Below are 20,469 nucleotides of genomic sequence, written 5' to 3' on the forward strand. Positions count from 1 at the left end.
TATCAAAAAAATTGATCTTAAAGATATAAAAAAATTACCCAAACTACTGAAAAAAAAAATTAATAAAGATCTCAAGACTATCGTTAAAAAAAATAAAAACTTTTCAAGTTTAAATTTTAATAAAATACCTAATATAATGGGTATATTAAATTTAACACCAGATAGTTTTTCTGATGGGGGTAAATTTAATAAAAAGAAAAAAGGAATATCTCATGCAAAGAATTTATTTAAATCTGGAGCAGATATTATTGATGTTGGTGGAGAATCAACAAGACCTGGATCTAAACCTGTAAGTAAAAAGGAAGAATGGAATAGAATAAAAGAAATATTAAAAGATGTTAATAAAAAAATTCCACTATCATTAGATACAAGAAAATCAGAAATTATGATTAAAGGGATTCATTTAGGAGTTAAACTTATAAATGACGTGTCAGGTCTAAGTTATGACCCTAAAACAGTTAAGGTATTGATAAAAAGCAAAACTCCATTTGTCATTCAACATTCACAAGGTACACCAGAAAAAATGCAAAAAAACCCTAAGTACAAAAATGAATTATTAGATATTTATGATTTTTTTGAACAAAAGATTAAATTTTTAAGATCCATGGGTATAAAACATAATAATATTGTAATTGATCCAGGAATTGGTTTTGGAAAAAATTTGAAACATAATATGAATTTAATTAGAAGCGTTTCTATTTTTCATACTCTTGGTTTTCCTATATTACTTGGACTTTCTAGGAAAAAATTTATTAAGGATTTATCTGGAAAAAATGATAGCAAGGAAAGATTAGGTGGAACAGTATCTTCTTCCATGTATGCAATAATGCAAGGAGTTCAAATTCTAAGAATTCATGATGTGAATGAATTAAGACAAAGTATAAAAGTGTTTAAAGAATTAATTAAAAACTAATGGCAAAAAAATATTTTGGAACAGATGGAATAAGAGGTGCCGTTAATAGTAAAAATATTAATGGAGACATGTTTTTTAAATTTGGTCTTGCAACAGGAACTTACTTTAAAACTCAAAAAAAAAAGAAACAAATAGCAATAATTGCTAAAGATACGAGACTCTCAGGGTATAGTTTGGAACCTGCGTTAGTATCAGGACTTACATCGGCTGGTATGCACGTTTATACATTAGGCCCACTTCCAACTAATGGCTTAGCAATGCTCACAAAGAGTATGAAAGCTAACATGGGAATTATGATTACAGCATCTCATAATCCATATCATGACAATGGGTTAAAATTATTTGGACCAGATGGGTTAAAACTGTCAAATAAAATTGAAAAAAAAATTGAAACTTTAATTGATCAAAAAATTGAAAAATCTTTATCAAAACCAAAAAAATTGGGTCGTGTAAAAAGGTTAGAAACTGCAAATAAAGATTATATAAAAATTTTAAAAAATAATTTACCAAAAGATTTTAACCTAAGAGGTTTAAGAATAGTGATTGATTGTGCAAATGGGGCTGGATACAAGGCTGGGCCTGAATTATTAAAATCTTTAGGTGCTAAAGTATTTTCAATCGGAATAAATCCTAATGGTCTTAATATTAATAAAAATTGTGGATCTACTTTTCCAAATAAAATCAGATTAGCAGTAAAGAAATATAAAGCACATATAGGAATTTCACTTGATGGAGATGCCGATAGAATTATTATGTGTGATGAAAAAGGTATTGTAATTGATGGAGATCAAATAATTGCTGCAATAGCAATGAGGTGGAAAAGAAAAAAAATGTTAAAAGGAGGTGTAGTTGGCACTTTAATGTCTAACTATGGATTAGAAAAGTTTTTTAAACTACATAATATAAAATTCTTAAGATCAAATGTAGGAGATCGCTTTGTAAAAGAGAAAATGCAAAAAAATAATTTTAATTTAGGTGGTGAACAATCAGGGCATATTATTCTAGGCAAATTTGCAACTACTGGAGATGGCTTATTAGTTGCTTTAGAAGTTTTATTTTCATTAAGAAAAGGAAAAAAAGCTAGTAGTTTTTTTAATACCTTTAATAAAACTCCACAAATATTAGAAAATATTGATGTTAAAGACAAAAATATAATTAAAAATATTGATATTAAAAATTCTATAAAATTAGCAGAAAAATTAATTAAAGGTCAAGGTAGAATATTAGTTAGAAGCTCAGGAACGGAGTCTAAAATCAGAGTAATGGGAGAGAGTGATAATATTAAATTACTTCAAAAATGTTTGAAAATCGTTTTAAGAAAAATTAAGTAAATTGAAACCAAAATCTAAAATATTAGTTATTGCCGGATCAGATTCATCTGGTGGTGCTGGCATCCAAGCTGATATTAAAACTATCACAGCTTTAGGTTCGTATGCCATGACAGCAATAACAGCTGTCACAATCCAAAATACAACAGGTGTAAAATCAATAGTACCAATTGATCCTAAGGAAATTTCAAATCAAATAGAATTTACCTCAAAAGACATTAAACCTGATGCCATAAAAATTGGAATGTTGCATTCTACAAAAGTAATAAAATCAGTAATTCATTCATTAAATCTTATTAAAGTAAAAAAAATAATTTTAGATCCTGTTATGGTAGCTAAAGGTGGCGCAAAACTTATTGATGATAAGGCAATTCAGTTATTAAAAAATGAACTAATTAAAAAAGTTAGCCTAATTACTCCAAATATTCCAGAAGCGGAAATATTAACTAAAACTAAAATAAGAACAAAAGAAGATATGATTTTTGCTGCCAGCATACTAATAAAATTAGGAGCAAAAAATGTTTTTATAAAAGGTGGTCATTTAGAATCTAAAATCGTCCAAGATATTTTTGTAAACAAAAATGAAATTTTCATTATAAAAAATAAAAGAATTACAACCAGGAATACACATGGCACTGGTTGCACCCTTTCTTCTGCTATTTCTACATTCTTTTCATGTGGAAAAACCTTAAAGAGATCTTGTGAGCTTGCAACTAAGTATGTACACAATTCAATAAATTCAAACCTTAAATTCGGTAAAGGTCATGGGCCTATCAACCATTTAAGTTCAGTAACAATAGAAAAAAAATTTAGATAATGAAAAATGTTGTAGTTGTTGGATCTCAATGGGGTGATGAAGGAAAAGGTAAAATAGTCGACTGGCTATCAGACCAAGCAGATGTTGTTATTCGTTTTCAAGGAGGACACAATGCTGGACACACATTAGTAATTGATGGAACAACTTATAAATTAAGATTACTACCTTCTGGAATTGTAAGAAAAAATAAAATTTCTATTATAGGAAATGGAGTTGTTGTTGACCCGTGGGCACTATTAGAGGAAATAGAGGAAATTAAATCTAAGGGTGTTGAGGTTAATGTGGATAATTTTATAATTTCAGAATCTGCAAATCTTATTTTACCATTTCATAGAGAGATGGATGAAATAAGAGAAGATGCTGCTGGAAAAGGAAAAATTGGAACAACAAGAAGAGGAATTGGGCCAGCCTATGAAGATAAAGTGGGAAGAAGATCAATCCGTGTTATGGATCTAAGATCTGAGACTAATCTAGACCATAGATTGGAAACAGTGCTTCTTCATCATAATGCAATTAGAAAAGGGTTAGGTAAAAAAATTTTTGAAAAAGATAAACTTAAAGAAGAACTCTTAAAAATTGCTCCAGAAATATTAAAGTTTTCTCAACCTGTTTGGCTTAGAATTGATGAATTTAAGAAACAAAAAAAAAGAATATTATTTGAAGGTGCACAAGGAATACTACTAGATGTGGATCATGGAACCTACCCTTTTGTAACATCATCCAATACTGTTGCATCTGCGGCTGCAACAGGAACTGGTTGTGGTCCTAATTCTATTCATTATGTTCTTGGAATAACAAAAGCTTACACTACCAGAGTTGGTGAAGGACCTTTTCCAACTGAGTTAACAGATGATATTGGAGAATTGCTTGGTTCAAGAGGAAAAGAATTTGGGACGGTCACTAGTAGAAAAAGAAGGTGTGGTTGGTTTGATGGTGTTTTGGTTAGACAAACAATTAAAATTTCAGGCATAGACGGAATAGCATTAACTAAATTAGATGTTTTAGATGAATTAGATGAAATTAAGATGTGTGTCGAGTATGAGCTTGATGGCAAAAAAATGGATTACTTACCTGCTGCAGTTGAGGATCAGTTAAAAATTAAACCAATTTATAAAACTTTTCCTGGATGGAAAAGTTCCACACAAGGAATAAAGAATATTGAAAATTTACCAGAAAATGCAAAAAATTATATTTATGCATTAGAAGATTTTATTGGAACAAAAGTTTCAAGTATTTCAACAAGCCCTGAACGAGAAGATACTATTCTTTTAGAAAACCCCTTTGAGGTTTAGTTTACTGGAAGTAGATTTTTAGATTTAGCAGACAATAACATGTGTTTTTGAAGCTTCTCAAATGCTTTATTTTCAATTTGTCTAACTCTTTCTCTACTAATTTTGTATTTTTTACTTAAATCTTCAAGTGTTGTAGGTTCATCATTTAATCTTCTAGAGTATAAAATCTCTTTTTCTCTTTCATTAAGAATTTTTATAGAATCTTTAAGTAAGTTTTGTCTTTGACCCATTTCTTCTTGATGTGCAAATTTAAGATCATGATCAAGCTCTTTATCTACCAACCAGTCTTGCCACTCATCACCATCTTCTCCAACTTGTGCATTTAAAGAAAATTCTTTGCCAGATAGTCTTCTGTTCATTGAAATTACTTCATCTTTGTTGACATCTAACTTGTTTGCAATTTCAGTTACATGTTCAGGTCTTAAATCACCTTGAGATTGAGGAGCGATTTGATTTTTAATTTTCTTTAAATTGAAAAATAATTTTTTTTGAGCAGTTGTTGTTCCTATTTTTACTAAGCTCCAAGATCTTAGAATATATTCTTGTATAGAAGCTCTAATCCACCACATTGCATAAGTTGCTAATCTAAATCCTTTCTCAGGTTCAAATTTTTTAACAGCTTGCATTAGCCCAACATTTCCTTCTGAAATCATTTCATTTACTGGAAGACCGTATCCCCTGTAACCCATCGCAATTTTTGCAACGAGTCTTAGATGACTAGTAACAAGTTTTTCTGCAGCTTTAACATTTCCTGTTGCCTTCCAATTTTTTGCAAGCATATATTCTTCTTCTGCTGCCAGCATAGGAAATTTTTTAATTTGTTCCAGATAAGCTGATAAACCACCTTCATTAGAAAGTGCAGGAAGATTACTATTCATTGTAGTACTCATAAGTTGTATTTATTTAATTGACTATAGTATTATTTCAAGGTTTTATTTGCCAGTATTTCTAAGTAATACTAAAATATTTTCAAGTTCTTGTGGCAAAATTGAGGTAAAAACCATTTCCTCATTAGTTCTTGGGTGAATAAACCCCAATGTTTGAGCATGCAAAAATTGTCTATCTAATTTATAAATTAAATTTTCTAAATTAGTATCGATATTTTTAAGTTTTTTATATTTTTTTTTATATTTTCCATCACCCATAATACTATTACCCATATGTGTCATGTGAACTCTTATTTGATGTGTTCTTCCAGTTTCCAATCTGCATTCCACTAAGCTTAATGTAGGAGTTTTATCATTTTCAAAAATTTCAATTGTTTTGTAATTAGTGATTGCTCTTTTGCCTTTAGAATTGCTGACTTCCATCATCTGTCTATTTTTTGAGCTTCTAGTTATAAACGTATCAATTTTTCCAGAGGACGGTCTTAGTTTCCCCCAAATTAAAAGCTGATAAACTCTTGTAATTGTGTGCTCACTAAATTGATGTGATAAGTTTTCGTGTGTTTCATTATTTTTAGCAATAACTATTAATCCAGAAGTATCCTTGTCAATCCTATGAACTATGCCAGGTCTTAGTTCATCACCTATTGTTGATAACGAGTCCTTGTTATAATGCATTAAGGCGTTAACAATTGTTTCATCATAATTTCCTGCACCTGGATGCATAATTATACCTGCTGGTTTATTGATTATTAGCAAATCATCATCTTCATAAACAATTTGTAACTTAAAATTATATGGCTTTAATGATGCTTCTTTAGGTTCTGGAATTTGAAGATTTATCTCATCTCCACTCAGTACTTTTTTTGAGGGACTATTAATAATTTGATCATTTATTTTTAATTTTTCTTTAAGAATTAAATTCTTAATTCTGGATCTGCTAATTAAGTTTTCTCTTTTATTGATGAATACATCAAGCCTGAGATTATTTTCATCTTCACCAACTATTAAATTAATGTTTTTTTCCATAAAATGTAATATTAATACTATATGCGCTTGTAGCTCAACTGGATAGAGCGCCTGACTTCGGATCAGGAGGTTCTGGGTTCGACTCCTAGCAGGCGCACCATAACCAAACAAAATGTCTAATACTTTGATGCCCTCCGCAATCTATCATTTATAGCTTTACCAAGTCCTATATTAGGAATCTTTTCCACAGCAATCGATTTATAACCCTCATTTTTTATTTTTCTTAGACACGAATAAAGCTTTTTTGCTGCTTCATCTAAATTACTTTTCGAAGTTAAATAAAAATAATTTTTGGGTTTAGTTTTCTTTTTCTTAATTATTATGAAAGCTTCGTCATTTTTTGGTTTTGTGACGTTCATTCTTAAAGGAATACCAGGAGAGTAATGTAGCCGTGATTGACCAGGAGCTATTTTTTTCTTAGGATTGGTAGATATATTCATCTTGAAACCTAAAGCTTTTTGAATTTTTGAAATATCTAGACCTCCTAATCTCAGTATAGTTGGTTTAGCTGTAAGATTAACTATTGTAGACTCTATTCCAATAGCGCAAGTACCTCCGTCTAAAATATATTTAATTTTTTTACCGAATTCTTCTTTAACATCTTTTGCATTAACAGCACTTACTTTAGTTGTAATATTAGCACTAGGTGCAGCTAATGGATAATCTAGCTGTTTTAGTAAATTTTTAAATATTGTATGTTTTGGAAATCTTACTGCTAAACTTTTCTTATTATTAGTTACATATTTTGAAATCTTAGAGTTTTTTTTTAATTGTAATACGTATGTTATTGGGCCAGGCGAAAATTTTTTATAAAGTTTAATAAAATTATCATTTATTAAACAATCTTTTTTAAGAGAATCGATATCGTGATAATGTACTATTAGAGGGTTGTTTTTTGGTCTCTTTTTTAAATTATAAATCTTTTTTACCGCTGAATTCTTGTATGCGTTAGCTGCTAGACCATAAACGGTTTCAGTTGGTACGCCAATACAGTAATTTTTATCAAGGTATTTTTTTGCTTTTTTGATATTTGATTGATTAGATTTCATGTATTAATAATTATTATTATATGAAAGATAAAAATTTACCACTTGATAATAACACACTATCTCTTGAGGAGTTAACAAAAGAGGCAAACAATATTATTGAATCTTTAGAGTCGGAAAAAGACTTGCAGAATTCAATTGATTCATACCAGCAATTATTAAAATTAAATAATATTATTGAAAAAAAATTCTATAAAACTTCAAAAATGATCAATGAAGAAACAAAAAAAAAAATTAATAATATAAGTTCAAAAAAAAATGCAAAATAAACTTGCTAGAATAGCAAAAGATACAAACTTATTTTTAAAGCGATTTATTAAAAGACAAAAAAGAACAGAATTAATAGCTGCTATGGAATATGGGTTATTTCCAGGTGGAAAAAAAATTAGATCAAAAATTTTAATTGATATAGGAGCTATATTTAAAATTAATTATAAAACATTAATTTCTATTGGCGCTGCAGTTGAATGTATTCATGCTTATTCATTAATACATGATGATTTACCTTGCATGGATGATGATAAAATAAGAAGAGGAAAAATTTCTACACATATTAAATTTGGAGAATCAACAGCGGTACTAGCAGGAAACTCACTTTTAACAATGGCTTTTGAAATCTTGGTTAGTTCGAGCTTAAAGATAAATGAAAAAATAAAAGTAGATCTAGTAAAAAAACTCTCAGAGACTTCTGGACATCTAGGAATAGCTGGTGGTCAATATTTAGATCTTAGTTTTGAAAAAAAAAAAGTTTCTAAAAGTAAAATTATAGACATGGAAATAAAAAAAACAGGCAAGCTCTTTAGCTTTTGTTGTGCTGTCCCAGTTATTATTAAGAGAAAAAGTAATACACAAATAAAGTTTTTTGAAAATATAGGTTCAAATATTGGACTTTTATTTCAAATTGCTGACGATTTAATAGACTTTAAGGGCTCTACAGTTATTGCTGGTAAGTTAACAGGTAAAGACAAGAAAAAAGGTAAAGCCACTTTAATCAGTTTACTAGGATATCAAAATGCTATTAAATATGCTGATAAAATTAAGTCTAAAATAATTAAAGATTTAAATAAATATAGTTCAAACACTAACAGTTTAAATGAAACCCTAGACTACATTTTAAAAAGAAATAAATAATGCAAAACTATAAATTTCTCAAAGATATTAATTTTCCTTCTGACTTAAGAAAATTATCAGAGAACGATCTTCAAGAAGTTTCTAACGAAGTTAGAAAAGAGATGATTGATGCAGTATCTGAAACAGGAGGACACTTAGGTGCAGGTCTTGGGGTTGTTGAGCTAACCGTAGCTTTACATTACGTATTTGATACTCCAAATGACAGACTAATTTGGGATGTGGGTCATCAAACTTATCCACATAAAATTTTGACTGGAAGAAAATCAAAAATTAAAACATTGAGACAAGGCAATGGATTGTCTGGTTTTACAAAAAGATCTGAAAGTGAGTATGATCCATTTGGTGCAGCACATAGCTCAACATCAATATCATCAGCTCTAGGCATGGCGGAAGCAAATAAGTTATCAAATAAATTAAATAATATAATTGCAGTCATAGGAGATGGTGCAATTAGTGCGGGGATGGCATATGAGGCAATGAATAACGCAGGTGCTTCAAAAACTAAAATGATTGTTATTTTAAATGATAACGATATGTCGATTGCAAAACCAGTAGGTGCTATGAGAACTTATTTAGCTAAACTTTTAACAGGAAAAATTTATTTTAGTTTAAGGGAAACTTTTAAATTAATAGTTTCTGCTTTTTCTAAAAGATTTAGTGTGAAAGCTGGAAAAGCTGAGGATTTTTTAAGATCAGCTGTAACTGGGGGTACTCTTTTTAATTCTTTAGGTTTTTATTATGTTGGTCCAATAGATGGACATGATTTGTCTACACTCATACCGATTTTAAAAAATGCAAGAGACTCAAAGCATCAAGGTCCAATTATGATTCATATAAAAACTCAAAAAGGTAAAGGATATTCTTATGCTGAAAAAGCTAGTGATCATTATCACGGTGTTTCAAAATTTAATGTTGTAACTGGCGAACAGGTAAAAAGTGGAACAAATCTTCCAGCTTATACAAAGGTTTTTGCAAACACTTTAGTGAAACATGCAGAAAGAGACAGTAAGGTTGTAGGAGTTACTGCTGCTATGCCAGGTGGAACGGGTATGGATATTTTTGCCAAAGATTTTCCAAAAAGAATGTTTGATGTTGGAATTGCTGAGCAGCATGCTGTTACTTTTGCAGCAGGGTTAGCCACTGAAGGCTATAAGCCATATGTTGCAATCTATTCGACTTTTTTACAAAGAGCTTATGATCAAGTGGTTCATGATGTGGCTATTCAAAGTTTACCTGTGAGATTTATTATAGATAGAGCAGGTTTAGTAGGTGCTGATGGATCAACTCATGCTGGCTCATTCGATATTACTTATCTTTCTACTCTTCCTAATTTTATAGTAATGGCACCAAGTGATGAAGCAGAATTAGTTAAAATGACAAATACATCGATGACAATCAATAACAAACCTTGTGCTATTAGATACCCAAGAGGAAATGGTATAGGAGTGGAATTACCATCAATAGATGAGAACATAGAGATTGGAAAAGGAAGAGTTATTCAAGAAGGGAAACAAGTTTGTATTTTAAGTATAGGAACTAGATTGGAAGAATGTAAAATTGCAGCAGCAGAATTAAAAAATAAAGGAATTGAGTCAACGATAGTTGACGCTCGTTTTGCTAAACCCTTGGACCAAGAACTTATTTTAAAGTGTGCGCGAGAACATGAGGCTATGATTACTGTAGAAGAAGGATCTATTGGAGGTTTTGGCTCTCACGTGGAAAATTTATTATCAGAAAAAGGTATATTTGATAAAGGTTTAAAATTTAGAACCATGATATTGCCTGATATTTTCATCGAACAAGATAGTCCAAAAAAAATGTATGATGTTGCTGGTCTTAACGCATCTCAAATATCAAAAAAAATACTAGACATCTTATTTACAAAAGAGTCGATAAAAGTAGTTAAAAATTAAATTTAAAATTAGCTACACTGAGCTTTGTTCATTAAGTAATGGTCTAACAAAACACAATTCATCATTGCTTCCCCTACAGGAACTGCACGAATACCAACACAAGGATCATGCCGACCTTTAACTGAAATAGTAGTATTTTTTCCAAACTTATTTATAGTTTTTCTAGTTGTTAAAATCGATGATGTTGGCTTAACAGCAAATGAAACAACAATTTCTTGTCCTGTTGAAATACCACCAAGAATTCCACCTGCATTATTAGAATCAAATTTTAATTTTTTACCTTTTTGTGAAATTTCATCTGAGTTTTGTTCTCCACTTAATTGTGCAGAATTCATTCCAGATCCAATATTAACACCTTTAACAGCATTAATACTCATCATTGCAGAGGCAATATCCATATCTAATTTAGAATAAATTGGAGCACCTAAACCAACAGGAATTCCTCTGGCTCTTACTTCAATAACTGCTCCACAAGATGATCCAGACTTTCTTATATCTAACAAATATTTTTCCCAAAGTTTCAGCATATTCTTATCAGGACAAAAAAAGGGATTTTTGTTAATTGTTAGGTCGTTCCATTTTCTAGTATCACATCCCAATATTCCTAATTGAGTAACAGCCCCTACAACTTTAAATTTTTTACCTAATTTATTCTCTAAAACTTTTTTAGCAATTGCACCCGCAGCAACTCTTGCAGCTGTTTCTCTTGCAGAGGATCTTCCACCGCCACGGTAATCTCTTATTCCATATTTCTTAAAGTACGTAAAATCAGCGTGTCCAGGTCTGAATTTATCTTTGATATCTCCATAATCTTTTGACCTCATATCTTGATTGTAAATAATTAAAGAAATAGGTGTTCCAGTCGTTTTGCCCTCAAATACACCTGATAAAATTTGTACTTTATCATCTTCTTTTCTCTGTGTTGTAAATTTTGATTGTCCTGGTTTTCTTTTATCTAGCTCAACTTGAATATCTTGCTCTTTTAAGTTTATATTTGGTGGACAACCATCAACGACACAACCTAATGCTGGGCCATGAGATTCTCCCCATGTTGTGAAACGAAATTGCTTTCCAAAAGTATTAAATGACATTATCTATAGTATATAGATTATTTTGTTAAAATTATGAATCAAAAAAACTCATTAGGCCTTAATAAATGCTTTTTAGATAAAATTGATCCAATAGATTTATTTGAAGTTTGGATGAATGAAGCAAAAAAAACAGAGTTAAATGATCCAAATGCACTAGCTTTAGCCACATCAGATCAAAATAATTTTCCATCAATTAGAATGGTCTTATTAAAAGATTTTAACAAAGATGGATTTGTTTTTTATACCAATCTAAATAGTCAGAAGGGAAATGAATTAAAAAATAACCCAAAAGCATCCATGTGTTTTCATTGGAAAAGCCTTCTAAGACAAGTAAGAATTAATGGAATGGTGCAAAAAGTTTCTAATAAAGTGGCAGATGAATATTATAGCAGTAGAGGTTATGAGAGTAGAATTGGTGCATGGGCCTCAAAACAAAGCACTGTAATAAATAATAGAGATGAACTTTTAAACTCAATAGAAGAATATAAAAAAAAATATAGTAATAAAAATGATGTACCAAGACCAGAGCATTGGTCAGGTTGGAATTTGATACCCACAAGTATAGAATTTTGGTTAGATGGAGAGAGCAGAATTCATGAAAGACTTAAATATACTAAAGATACCGAGGGAAACTGGGTTAAATCTTTATTAAGCCCCTAAAAGGTTCTTTGCAGACTAAATGATGTAAGACTCTCTAAAATCTTTTTTTCATCACTATCCTTAAATACAGTTAAAGAATTTGATGCAAGGTTAATAAAATGTTCAGCTTTTTTGTAGCATTCATTTATTATGTTGTATTTCTTAATAAGCTCTAAGGTTAAATTTAAATCTTCATTTGATCTTGTTTCTTGTTTAAAAATATTTTTTAACTTATCTTTTTCTATTGATGATACATTCTGAAATAATAAAATAACAGGTAAAGTAATTTTACCCTCAAGAAAATCTTTACCAATTTTTTTACCAAAAAATTTTAGATCAGAATTGTAATCTAATGTGTCATCAGCAATTTGAAATGTTAAGCCTAAGTTTTTTCCATAAAACTCTAGTGCCTCTTTTTCTTTTGTTTCTTTATTAGATAAAATTGCACCAACCTTAGTTGCTGCAGAAAAAAGTTCAGCTGTTTTTGCTGTAATAATCTTAAAATATGTTTCCTCCAACATGTCTACTTCACCTTTGTGTTGTAGTTGTAATACCTCTCCTTGAGCGATCTTTGACGAAGTTGAGGATAAAAGTTTTAAAACTTCTATATTACCATCATCGACCATCATTTCAAAACATCTACTTAAAAGATAGTCACCAATTAATACAGAAGAGTGATTTCCCCAAATTGAATTTAATGTTTTTTTACCTCTTCTAATATTTCCAAGATCAATGACATCATCATGCATTAAAGTGGCCCCATGTATCATTTCTACACATGCTGCTAAATTAATATCTCGACCTCCTTTAGTGTAGCCACATAACTTAGCTGACCCAAGTGTTAGTAGGGCTCTTAATCTTTTTCCACCAGTGTCGATATGATATTCAGTCATTTTTTGAACGAGGTCTACATCACTCAAGAGTTTTGATTTAATCTTTTCTTCAACTAAAACTAATTTTTCATCAACAGAATCTTTTAGCTGATAATATGAATTATTTATTTGGTTTCTAAGTTGAACTACAGTTCCCATAAAAAATAAGTTAGTATAATTAAGTTATATTTATTACTTATCAATTGACGCACCTTAATCTTCAACTATAAGTAGGCTTTATATTAAATCAAAAATTCTATAAGGATTAACAATGTTCTCTTTTTTTAAAAAGAAAAAAATAATAGCTCATATCAAGCTAAATGGTGTAATTGGCAATGCTGGAAAGTTTAAACAGGGCATAGATTTTGCAGGACAAGAAGAGATTATAGAAAAGGCTTTTTCACTAAAAAAAGCAAAAGCAGTGGCAATTACTATAAATTCACCGGGTGGATCGCCAGTCCAATCACATTTAATCTACAAATTTATTAGAGCTCAAGCTAAGAAAAACAAAATAAAAGTAATAGTGTTCGCGGAAGATGTTGCAGCTTCTGGTGGATACTTAATAGCTTGTGCAGGAGATGAGATATATGCAAATTCAAGTTCAATTATTGGATCAATAGGGGTTATTTATTCATCATTTGGATTTACAGAACTAATTAAAAAAATTGGTGTAGAAAGAAGAGTTCATACAGCTGGAAAAAATAAAAGCTCATTAGATCCCTTTCAAGAAGAGAAGTCAGAAGATATTGAGAGACTTAAGAATATCCAACTAGATCTGCATAAAGATTTTATTAAAGTTGTAGAAGAAAGCAGAGGATCTAAACTTAAAAAGGATGGGATTGAATTGTTCTCAGGAGAGTTTTGGGCGGGTAGTAAATCAAAAGAGCTAGGCCTAATTGATGGACTTGGTAATGCTAATGAAATTTTAAAAGAAAAATTTGGTGAAGATGTGATTATCAAAAAATTTGAAAAATCTAAGGGTTGGTTAAGTAAGAAATTATCTTCATCTAGCAATCAAATAGATCAACTAGCAAATATTTTAGAGGAAAGATCTATCTGGCAAAGATATGGCTTCTAAGGAAAAAATTATAAAACCTAAATTTCAATCGTTTCAAGATACTATTTTGAATCTTCAAAAATATTGGAGCAAACAGGGATGTATTCTTCTACAGCCATATGACATAGAAGTTGGTGCAGGAACCTTTCATCCTGCTACAACCTTAAGATCATTAGGACCTAAGCCATGGAAAGCAGCTTATGTTCAGCCATCAAGAAGACCCACTGATGGAAGATATGGAGAAAACCCAAATAGATTACAGCATTATTATCAATTCCAAGTTTTAATAAAACCTTCACCAGATAATATCAAAAAACTTTATTTAAATAGTTTGGCAGTAATCGGTATTAATCATAAAGAACATGATATTAGATTTGTTGAAGATGATTGGGAAAGTCCAACTTTAGGTGCGGCAGGTTTAGGATGGGAAGTTTGGTGTGATGGAATGGAAATTACTCAATTTACATACTTTCAACAAATGGCTGGATTTGAATGTAAACCTGTTTCAGTTGAAATAACATATGGTCTTGAAAGAATTTGCATGTTTACTCAACAAATGAAAAATGTTTATGATCTAATATGGAATGATGAAGGTGTAAAATATGGGGATGTGTTTCTTCAAGCTGAAAAAGAGTTTTCAGCATATAATTTTGAACATGCCAATACAGAAAATCTATTCAAAATGTTTGATATGTTTGAGCTTGAAGCAAAAGCATTGGTAGATAAAAAAATTTCATTACCTGCATATGATCAATGTCTAAAAGCAAGCCATGCATTTAATATTTTAGATGCAAGAGGAGTTATAAGTGTTGCTCAAAGAGCGGGTTATATAGGGCGTATTAGAGACATTACAAAAGCAGTTGCCGAAAGTTGGTTAAGCAGTCAAACAGATTAATGTCAGATTTTTTTATAGAGTTGTTTAGTGAGGAAATACCAGCTGGTTTGCAGAGTAACTCACGTAATGTTTTATTAGAAAATTTTCAAAATTTATTTGAGGAAAAAAAAATTCTGTTCAAAAAAAGTTCTTCATTTTCAACACCAAATCGTCTTATAATTTTATTTGAAGGCCTATCTAAAGAAATAATACAAAAAGCTGAAGAAATAAAAGGACCAAATGTTAAAGCTCCAGAAAAAGCTATTGAGGGGTTTTTAAGGTCAAATCAAATAGAAAAAAAAGATCTTCTTAAAAAAACATTGGAAAAAGGAGAATTTTATTTTTTCAAGAAAGCATCAAGTAAAATTAATACCATAGATTTACTTCAAGAATATACACCTATAATCCTTGATAAATTACAATGGAAAAAATCTATGACATGGGGAAACTATAACCTTAGTTGGGCGAGACCATTAAAATCTATCCTAGCAGTTTTTGATGATAAAAGTTTAAATTTTAAATTTCATCATTTAATAGCCTCTAACTCAACATTTATTGACAAAGAGTTTGAAGATAAAAAAAAAATATTTAAAAATTTTAAAAGTTATAAAGATTTCTTTAGTCAGTCTGGCATAATTATAGATCACGTATTGAGAAAAGAATTTATTGTTAAAGAAATTGAAAAAATATCTAGAAAAAACAATTTCATTGTCGAGCCTAATAATAAACTTTTAGATGAAGTTACAGATATTGTTGAGCAACCAAATATTTTAGTGTGCAAGTTTGATCAGAAATTTTTGAATATTCCAAAAGAAATTTTGATTATTACAATGCAATACCATCAAAAATATTTTCCAACATTTGATAAAAAAAGAAAAATTACCAATGAATTTTTAGTTGTGGTAAATAACAATGATGAAAAAGGTTATATTAAGATGGGTAATGAAAGGGTTGTAGAAGCAAGATTAAGCGATGCTCAATTTTTTTGGGAAAAAAATAAATCTCAAAATTTAGTTAAACAAGTTTCAAAATTAAAAAATATGAATTATTTTAAAGGTCTTGGGTCTTATTTTGACAAAATTCAAAGAATGAGAAAACTTGGAGGAATAATTTCTGATGAATTATTAATTAGCAAAGATCAAGTTGAACTATCAGCATCGATTTGCAAAGTTGATTTAGTTTCTGATATTGTTGGTGAATTTCCTGAGCTTCAGGGAATTATGGGTGGACATTTTGCTGAAGTGCAAGGTTTTGATAAAGAGATAGCGCTAGCAATAAGTGAGCATTATCAACCAGTAGGTCTTGATAGCAAAACTCCAAAGAAACCATTTAGTATTGCTTTAGCTTTAACTGACAAAATTGATACCTTAGTAGGTTTTTTTGGAATTAACCAAAAACCAACTAGCTCAAAAGATCCTTACGCGCTTAGAAGGTCTGCACTTGGTGTAATAAAGCTATTAATTGATAATAATAAAGAGTTTAAGATTAAAGATCTTATTAGTTATTCCACTTCACTACATAAAGACCAAGGGTTTATTTTTTCAAACGACTCATCTCAAAAAGAATTATCCGATTTTTTAATGGACAGATTAAAATACTACATGAAAGAGAAAAAGATTAGATCAGAAATAATAGAAGCCAGTATAAAAGCACATGGATTAGACCATATGAACAAAATATATAAAAAAGCTTCAACACTTAATGGGCTAATTAGCAAAGTCATAGGAGAGGACATTATTACAAGCTACAAAAGAGCTTACAGTATACTTGAAAGTGAGTTAAAAAATACAGATCTTGAACTATCAAATACAACTGACCCTGGTATTTTTAAAAATGACTATGAAAAAAACCTATTTAAAAAAATTAATGAAATACGAAAATATTTTACAAATATTGGCAAAGATGAAAACTACCGAGAAACACTTGAAATTCTTGCTGGTGCTAAAAAAGCAACTTCAGAGTTTTTTGACAATGTTAAGGTCAATGATGATGATAAAAATATTAAAAAAAACAGATTGGAACTTTTACAAATGTTATGTAGAACATTTGATAATTACATAAATTTTTCAAATATAGATATCAAACAGTGAATAAGCTAATTTTAAACTTTAAATCAAAAGACTCAAAAAAAATTAAAAATCCTAAAAATTTTTTAGGTGGAAAAGGGGCAAACCTTTCTGAAATGGGCAGAATGGGACTGCCAGTTCCTCCTGGATTTACAATTTCAACAAAAGTTTGTGAATTATTTTATAAAGATAAAAAAAAATTAAATTCAAAAATTGTTAATATTATAAAAAAGGAATTAAAAATTATCGAAAAAGAAGTAGGGAAAAAATTTGGTGATTTAAAAAATCCTTTATTATTATCTGTTAGATCTGGTGCAAGAGTTTCAATGCCTGGCATGATGGACACAATTTTAAATTTAGGATTAAATGATAAGACCGTTCTTGCACTATCAAAAAAAACTTCTAATAGCAGATTTGCAAAAGATAGTTATCGAAGATTTATTCAGATGTATGGCAATGTTGTTATGGGTGTTGAGGGCTATCACTTTGAAGAATTAATTGAAAATTACAAATTAACCAAAGGTGTTCTTTTAGATACAGATCTTGATGCAGATGATTGGGAGGGATTAATTAATGATTTTAAAAAAGTTATTAAAGATCAAACCAAAAAAGAATTTCCCCAGAACGTATATAATCAATTATTGGGAGCTATTAGTTCGGTATTTCTATCTTGGGAAAGTAACAGAGCAAAAGTTTATAGAAAACTAAACCAAATTCCTGCTGAATGGGGAACTGCAGTTAACGTTCAATCAATGGTATTTGGCAATATGGGTAATGATTGTGCAACTGGTGTTGTCTTTACAAGAAATCCATCAGATGGGGTTAATGAAGTGTATGGTGAATACTTAATTAATGCTCAAGGAGAAGATGTGGTGGCAGGCACAAGAACTCCTCAGTATATAACCAAAAAAGCAAGAAAAGATGCAAAAGCAAAAGAAGCTTCGATGGAAGAAGCTATGCCAAAAGTATTTAAACAATTAGATAAGATTTTAAAAATTTTAGAAAAACACTACAAAGATATGCAAGACGTAGAATTTACAGTTGAAAATAATAAATTGTGGATGCTACAAACAAGATCAGGAAAAAGAACTTCAAAGTCAGCTGTTAGAATTGCAGTTGATATGGTTAAAGAAAAATTGATTTCTAAAAAAGAAGCAGTAATGAGAATAGATCCAGCTTCTTTAGACACATTGTTACACCCTACATTAGATGAAAAAAACACACTAAACGTTATAGCAAACGGTTTGCCAGCATCTCCAGGTGCTGCAAGCGGTAAGGTTGTTTTTACATCAGAGGAAGCAGAAAGATTAAACAATGTTATGCAGGATACTATTTTAGTACGTGTAGAAACTTCACCTGAAGATATTCATGGAATGCACGCTGCAAAAGGAATTTTAACAGCAAGGGGTGGGATGACTAGTCATGCTGCAGTGGTTGCAAGAGGAATGGGAAGACCATGTGTTTCAGGTTCTAGTGAGATTGATATTAACTATGAGGCGAAAACCTTTAAAACTTCTTCTATTGAAATTAAAGAGGGAGACATTATTACAATTGATGGTTCAACAGGAAGAATTATCCTAGGAGAAGTACCAACAGTTAAACCAGAAATTTCAGGAGACTTTTCCAAATTAATGAGTTGGGCAGATAATTTTAGAAAACTAAAAGTAAGAACAAATTCAGAAACACCATTAGATACAAAAACTGCAAGAGACTTTGGAGCAGAAGGCATAGGACTTTGTAGAACCGAACATATGTTTTTTGATGAAGAGAGAATTTTATCTGTTAGAGAAATGATTTTATCAAAAACAGTAGAAGATAGAAACAGGGCGCTAGCAAAACTTTTACCACATCAAAAAAAAGATTTTGTCCAAATATTCAAAATTATGAATGGTCTTCCTGTCACAGTGAGACTGTTAGATCCACCATTACACGAGTTTCTTCCAAAAACAGAAAAAGAAATTAATGATGTTGCAAAAGTTGTGGGGTTACCATTAAAAGAAATTGAGTCTCGAATTAACGAGTTACATGAACAAAACCCGATGCTTGGTCATAGAGGGTGTCGATTGGGAATTTCTTTTCCAGAAATTTATGAAATGCAATGTAGAGCAATCTTTGAGGCTTTATCTGAACTTAAGATAAAAAAAATTAAGTCGGCATTTCCAGAAATTATGATCCCTTTAGTATCAACTGAAGCTGAGATTAGAATAATGAAAGATTTAGTAGTCAGAGTTGCAAAAGAAGTTCAAAAGGATAAAAAAATTAAAATAGATTATTTAGTTGGTACAATGATTGAATTACCAAGAGCAGCAATTAAAGCTGATGATATAGCTAAACATGCTGAGTTCTTTAGTTTTGGAACTAATGACTTAACTCAAACAACATTTGGTTTAAGTAGAGACGATAGTGGTAAATTTTTAAATGATTACCTTGAGAATAAGATTTTTTCTATAGATCCATTTATCTCTATAGATGACGGAGTAGGTGATTTAATAGAAATTGCAGTTGAAAAAGGAAGAAAAACTAATAAAAAAATTAAACTTGGAATTTGTGGAGAACATGGTGGAGACCCTAAAAGTATTCACTTTTGTGCTAATGCAGGTTTGGATTATGTTTCTTGCTCACCATATAGAGTTCCAGTAGCAAGATTAGCTGCTGCACAAGCTGAACTTTCTAAAAAAAATTAGATTTCAAATTTAAAATCTATAGCTGGTACACTATGAGTGATACTTCCAATTGAAACTCTATCGACACCCGTTGCTACAATTTTTTTAATAGATTTAAAATTAACGTTCCCAGAAGCTTCTGTTTCATAATGTTTTTTAGCCATTCTAACACCTGCCTTGAGTGTTTTATTTTTCATATTATCAAACAAAACAGTATTAAATTTTAAACCCATTATTTTTTTGAGCTGATTTAAATTATCAACTTCTACTGTAATTTTTCTTCCTTTTTTATTTTTGATTGCAAGAGATACTAAAGTTTTAATATCAGAGCTTGCAATATGATTGTCTTTAATAAGAAATTCATCACTTAAATTAAACCTATGGTTTGTACCACCACCTAACGAAACGGCATATTTTTGTATTACTCTTAAGGTTGGAATTGTTTTTCTAGTACAGCAAATTTTAGTTTTTTTATTAGCTAATTTAACAAATTGATTAGTCTTAGTAGCAATTCCAGAGATATGACTTAAAAAATTTAAAGCAACCCTCTCACCAATTAAAATATTTTCAGCCCTACCTTCAATTGTTGCTACTACGTCGTTCTTTTTGACTATTGAACCTTCTTTTTTTTTAATAATAAATTTAATTTTATTATCAATTAATTTGAAGGTTTGTTTAGCAAACTCTAAGCCAGCAATTACAGCTTGTTGGTTTGAAATTAATTTGATTTTTATAACTTTACTATTCTTAACTAAACTTGAAGTAATATCTCCATTTGGATAAAGATCCTCATTTAATGCAAGCTTAACTTTATTCCTGATATAATAGTTACTTAATTTAATTTTAGGCACATT

18 protein-coding genes and 1 tRNA gene are annotated in these 20,469 nt (G+C 30.1%); 13 read left to right on the plus strand and 6 right to left on the minus strand.

All coding sequences use genetic code 11. From position 1 onward, the window contains the following. Window positions 1-136 precede the first annotated feature (136 nt). The 4 genes from folP to AC5SML_RS01105 are packed head-to-tail and all read left to right on the plus strand — an operon-like array spanning window position 137 to window position 4,350. The gene (folP, locus tag AC5SML_RS01090) at window positions 137-913 is read left to right on the plus strand and encodes a dihydropteroate synthase (protein WP_494617352.1); all 777 of its coding nucleotides are present in this window, start codon (window positions 137-139) and stop codon (window positions 911-913) included. Further along, a complete protein-coding gene (gene glmM, locus AC5SML_RS01095) occupies window positions 913-2,244 on the plus strand; it encodes a phosphoglucosamine mutase (RefSeq protein ID WP_018413886.1) in 1,332 nt (443 codons plus the stop codon). Before folP ends, glmM begins: the two co-directional genes overlap by 1 nt. A 1-nt stretch (window position 2,245) precedes the next feature. After that, the gene (thiD, locus tag AC5SML_RS01100; protein ID WP_006997300.1) at window positions 2,246-3,058 is read left to right on the plus strand and encodes a bifunctional hydroxymethylpyrimidine kinase/phosphomethylpyrimidine kinase; all 813 of its coding nucleotides are present in this window, start codon (window positions 2,246-2,248) and stop codon (window positions 3,056-3,058) included. Then, window positions 3,058-4,350, plus strand: a complete 1,293-nt coding sequence (locus AC5SML_RS01105; RefSeq protein ID WP_011281807.1) for an adenylosuccinate synthase — start codon at window positions 3,058-3,060, stop codon at window positions 4,348-4,350. The genes thiD and AC5SML_RS01105 overlap by 1 nt, the downstream gene beginning before the upstream one ends. Here AC5SML_RS01105 and rpoH read toward each other — a convergent pair. Together rpoH and AC5SML_RS01115 are read right to left on the minus strand one after the other, a co-directional pair. Beyond that, a complete protein-coding gene (gene rpoH / locus AC5SML_RS01110; RefSeq protein WP_494617354.1) occupies window positions 4,347-5,228 on the minus strand; it encodes an RNA polymerase sigma factor RpoH in 882 nt (293 codons plus the stop codon). The genes AC5SML_RS01105 and rpoH overlap by 4 nt on opposite strands. A gap of 54 nt (window positions 5,229-5,282) precedes the next feature. Next, complete coding sequence (locus AC5SML_RS01115; protein ID WP_027306710.1) at window positions 5,283-6,263, minus strand: RluA family pseudouridine synthase; 981 nt, start codon at window positions 6,261-6,263, stop codon at window positions 5,283-5,285. 23 nt (window positions 6,264-6,286) lie between these two features. Between AC5SML_RS01115 and AC5SML_RS01120 the strand changes: the two genes are divergently transcribed. Beyond that, window positions 6,287-6,363, plus strand: a tRNA-Arg gene (locus AC5SML_RS01120). 16 nt (window positions 6,364-6,379) lie between these two features. Here AC5SML_RS01120 and AC5SML_RS01125 read toward each other — a convergent pair. Continuing rightward, window positions 6,380-7,312, minus strand: a complete 933-nt coding sequence (locus tag AC5SML_RS01125; protein WP_006997296.1) for an L-threonylcarbamoyladenylate synthase — start codon at window positions 7,310-7,312, stop codon at window positions 6,380-6,382. 20 nt (window positions 7,313-7,332) lie between these two features. Between AC5SML_RS01125 and AC5SML_RS01130 the strand changes: the two genes are divergently transcribed. Genes AC5SML_RS01130 through dxs form a run of 3 tightly spaced genes read left to right on the plus strand, consistent with a single transcriptional unit; the run spans window position 7,333 to window position 10,353 of the window. Beyond that, window positions 7,333-7,578, plus strand: coding sequence for a hypothetical protein (locus AC5SML_RS01130; protein ID WP_018413890.1), 246 nt, complete (start codon window positions 7,333-7,335; stop codon window positions 7,576-7,578). Then, a complete protein-coding gene (locus tag AC5SML_RS01135; RefSeq protein WP_018413891.1) occupies window positions 7,568-8,440 on the plus strand; it encodes a polyprenyl synthetase family protein in 873 nt (290 codons plus the stop codon). The genes AC5SML_RS01130 and AC5SML_RS01135 overlap by 11 nt, the downstream gene beginning before the upstream one ends. Further along, the gene (dxs, locus tag AC5SML_RS01140; protein ID WP_011281812.1) at window positions 8,440-10,353 is read left to right on the plus strand and encodes a 1-deoxy-D-xylulose-5-phosphate synthase; all 1,914 of its coding nucleotides are present in this window, start codon (window positions 8,440-8,442) and stop codon (window positions 10,351-10,353) included. The genes AC5SML_RS01135 and dxs overlap by 1 nt, the downstream gene beginning before the upstream one ends. Before the next feature lie 8 nt (window positions 10,354-10,361). Here the strand turns inward: dxs and aroC are convergent, their stop codons facing one another. Then, window positions 10,362-11,444: a chorismate synthase gene (gene aroC / locus AC5SML_RS01145; RefSeq protein ID WP_006997292.1), complete on the minus strand. Its 1,083-nt coding sequence runs from the start codon at window positions 11,442-11,444 to the stop codon at window positions 10,362-10,364. 33 nt (window positions 11,445-11,477) lie between these two features. Between aroC and pdxH the strand changes: the two genes are divergently transcribed. Further along, entirely contained in the window at window positions 11,478-12,104 is a 627-nt protein-coding gene (gene pdxH / locus AC5SML_RS01150) for a pyridoxamine 5'-phosphate oxidase (protein ID WP_006997291.1), read from the plus strand. On the opposite strand, the gene AC5SML_RS01155 is transcribed toward pdxH, so the two are convergent. Beyond that, window positions 12,101-13,114, minus strand: coding sequence for a polyprenyl synthetase family protein (locus AC5SML_RS01155; RefSeq protein ID WP_006997290.1), 1,014 nt, complete (start codon window positions 13,112-13,114; stop codon window positions 12,101-12,103). The genes pdxH and AC5SML_RS01155 overlap by 4 nt on opposite strands. A 112-nt stretch (window positions 13,115-13,226) precedes the next feature. Here AC5SML_RS01155 and AC5SML_RS01160 point away from each other — a divergent pair, with 112 nt between their 5' ends. Genes AC5SML_RS01160 through ppdK form a run of 4 tightly spaced genes read left to right on the plus strand, consistent with a single transcriptional unit; the run spans window position 13,227 to window position 19,636 of the window. Beyond that, complete coding sequence (locus tag AC5SML_RS01160) at window positions 13,227-14,033, plus strand: S49 family peptidase (protein WP_006997289.1); 807 nt, start codon at window positions 13,227-13,229, stop codon at window positions 14,031-14,033. Continuing rightward, on the plus strand, window positions 14,023-14,907 hold the full coding sequence (locus AC5SML_RS01165) for a glycine--tRNA ligase subunit alpha (RefSeq protein WP_006997288.1): 885 nt from the start codon (window positions 14,023-14,025) through the stop codon (window positions 14,905-14,907). Before AC5SML_RS01160 ends, AC5SML_RS01165 begins: the two co-directional genes overlap by 11 nt. Further along, a complete protein-coding gene (glyS, locus tag AC5SML_RS01170; RefSeq protein WP_494617357.1) occupies window positions 14,907-16,976 on the plus strand; it encodes a glycine--tRNA ligase subunit beta in 2,070 nt (689 codons plus the stop codon). Before AC5SML_RS01165 ends, glyS begins: the two co-directional genes overlap by 1 nt. Beyond that, the gene (gene ppdK / locus AC5SML_RS01175) at window positions 16,973-19,636 is read left to right on the plus strand and encodes a pyruvate, phosphate dikinase (RefSeq protein WP_011281813.1); all 2,664 of its coding nucleotides are present in this window, start codon (window positions 16,973-16,975) and stop codon (window positions 19,634-19,636) included. The genes glyS and ppdK overlap by 4 nt, the downstream gene beginning before the upstream one ends. Here the strand turns inward: ppdK and nadC are convergent. Then, a complete protein-coding gene (gene nadC, locus AC5SML_RS01180) occupies window positions 19,633-20,466 on the minus strand; it encodes a carboxylating nicotinate-nucleotide diphosphorylase (protein WP_271615888.1) in 834 nt (277 codons plus the stop codon). The two genes, ppdK and nadC, sit on opposite strands and share 4 nt — an antisense overlap. Window positions 20,467-20,469: the final 3 nt, after the last annotated feature.

It is taken from the genome of Candidatus Pelagibacter sp. PS_17, from assembly GCF_059417945.1.

Excerpts from the sequence above, each read along its gene's own strand:
- aroC (WP_006997292.1), bottom strand. The coding sequence starts at position 11,444 with ATGTCATTTAATACTTTTGGAAAGCAATTTCGTTTCACAACATGGGGA.
- glmM (WP_018413886.1), top strand. The coding sequence starts at position 913 with ATGGCAAAAAAATATTTTGGAACAGATGGAATAAGAGGTGCCGTTAAT.
- AC5SML_RS01160 (WP_006997289.1), top strand. The coding sequence starts at position 13,227 with ATGTTCTCTTTTTTTAAAAAGAAAAAAATAATAGCTCATATCAAGCTA.
- folP (WP_494617352.1), top strand. The coding sequence starts at position 137 with ATGGGTATATTAAATTTAACACCAGATAGTTTTTCTGATGGGGGTAAA.
- AC5SML_RS01130 (WP_018413890.1), top strand. The coding sequence starts at position 7,333 with ATGAAAGATAAAAATTTACCACTTGATAATAACACACTATCTCTTGAG.
- AC5SML_RS01135 (WP_018413891.1), top strand. The coding sequence starts at position 7,568 with ATGCAAAATAAACTTGCTAGAATAGCAAAAGATACAAACTTATTTTTA.
- rpoH (WP_494617354.1), bottom strand. The coding sequence starts at position 5,228 with ATGAATAGTAATCTTCCTGCACTTTCTAATGAAGGTGGTTTATCAGCT.
- AC5SML_RS01155 (WP_006997290.1), bottom strand. The coding sequence starts at position 13,114 with ATGGGAACTGTAGTTCAACTTAGAAACCAAATAAATAATTCATATTAT.
- AC5SML_RS01105 (WP_011281807.1), top strand. The coding sequence starts at position 3,058 with ATGAAAAATGTTGTAGTTGTTGGATCTCAATGGGGTGATGAAGGAAAA.
- glyS (WP_494617357.1), top strand. The coding sequence starts at position 14,907 with ATGTCAGATTTTTTTATAGAGTTGTTTAGTGAGGAAATACCAGCTGGT.
- pdxH (WP_006997291.1), top strand. The coding sequence starts at position 11,478 with ATGAATCAAAAAAACTCATTAGGCCTTAATAAATGCTTTTTAGATAAA.
- dxs (WP_011281812.1), top strand. The coding sequence starts at position 8,440 with ATGCAAAACTATAAATTTCTCAAAGATATTAATTTTCCTTCTGACTTA.
- AC5SML_RS01165 (WP_006997288.1), top strand. The coding sequence starts at position 14,023 with ATGGCTTCTAAGGAAAAAATTATAAAACCTAAATTTCAATCGTTTCAA.
- AC5SML_RS01115 (WP_027306710.1), bottom strand. The coding sequence starts at position 6,263 with ATGGAAAAAAACATTAATTTAATAGTTGGTGAAGATGAAAATAATCTC.
- AC5SML_RS01125 (WP_006997296.1), bottom strand. The coding sequence starts at position 7,312 with ATGAAATCTAATCAATCAAATATCAAAAAAGCAAAAAAATACCTTGAT.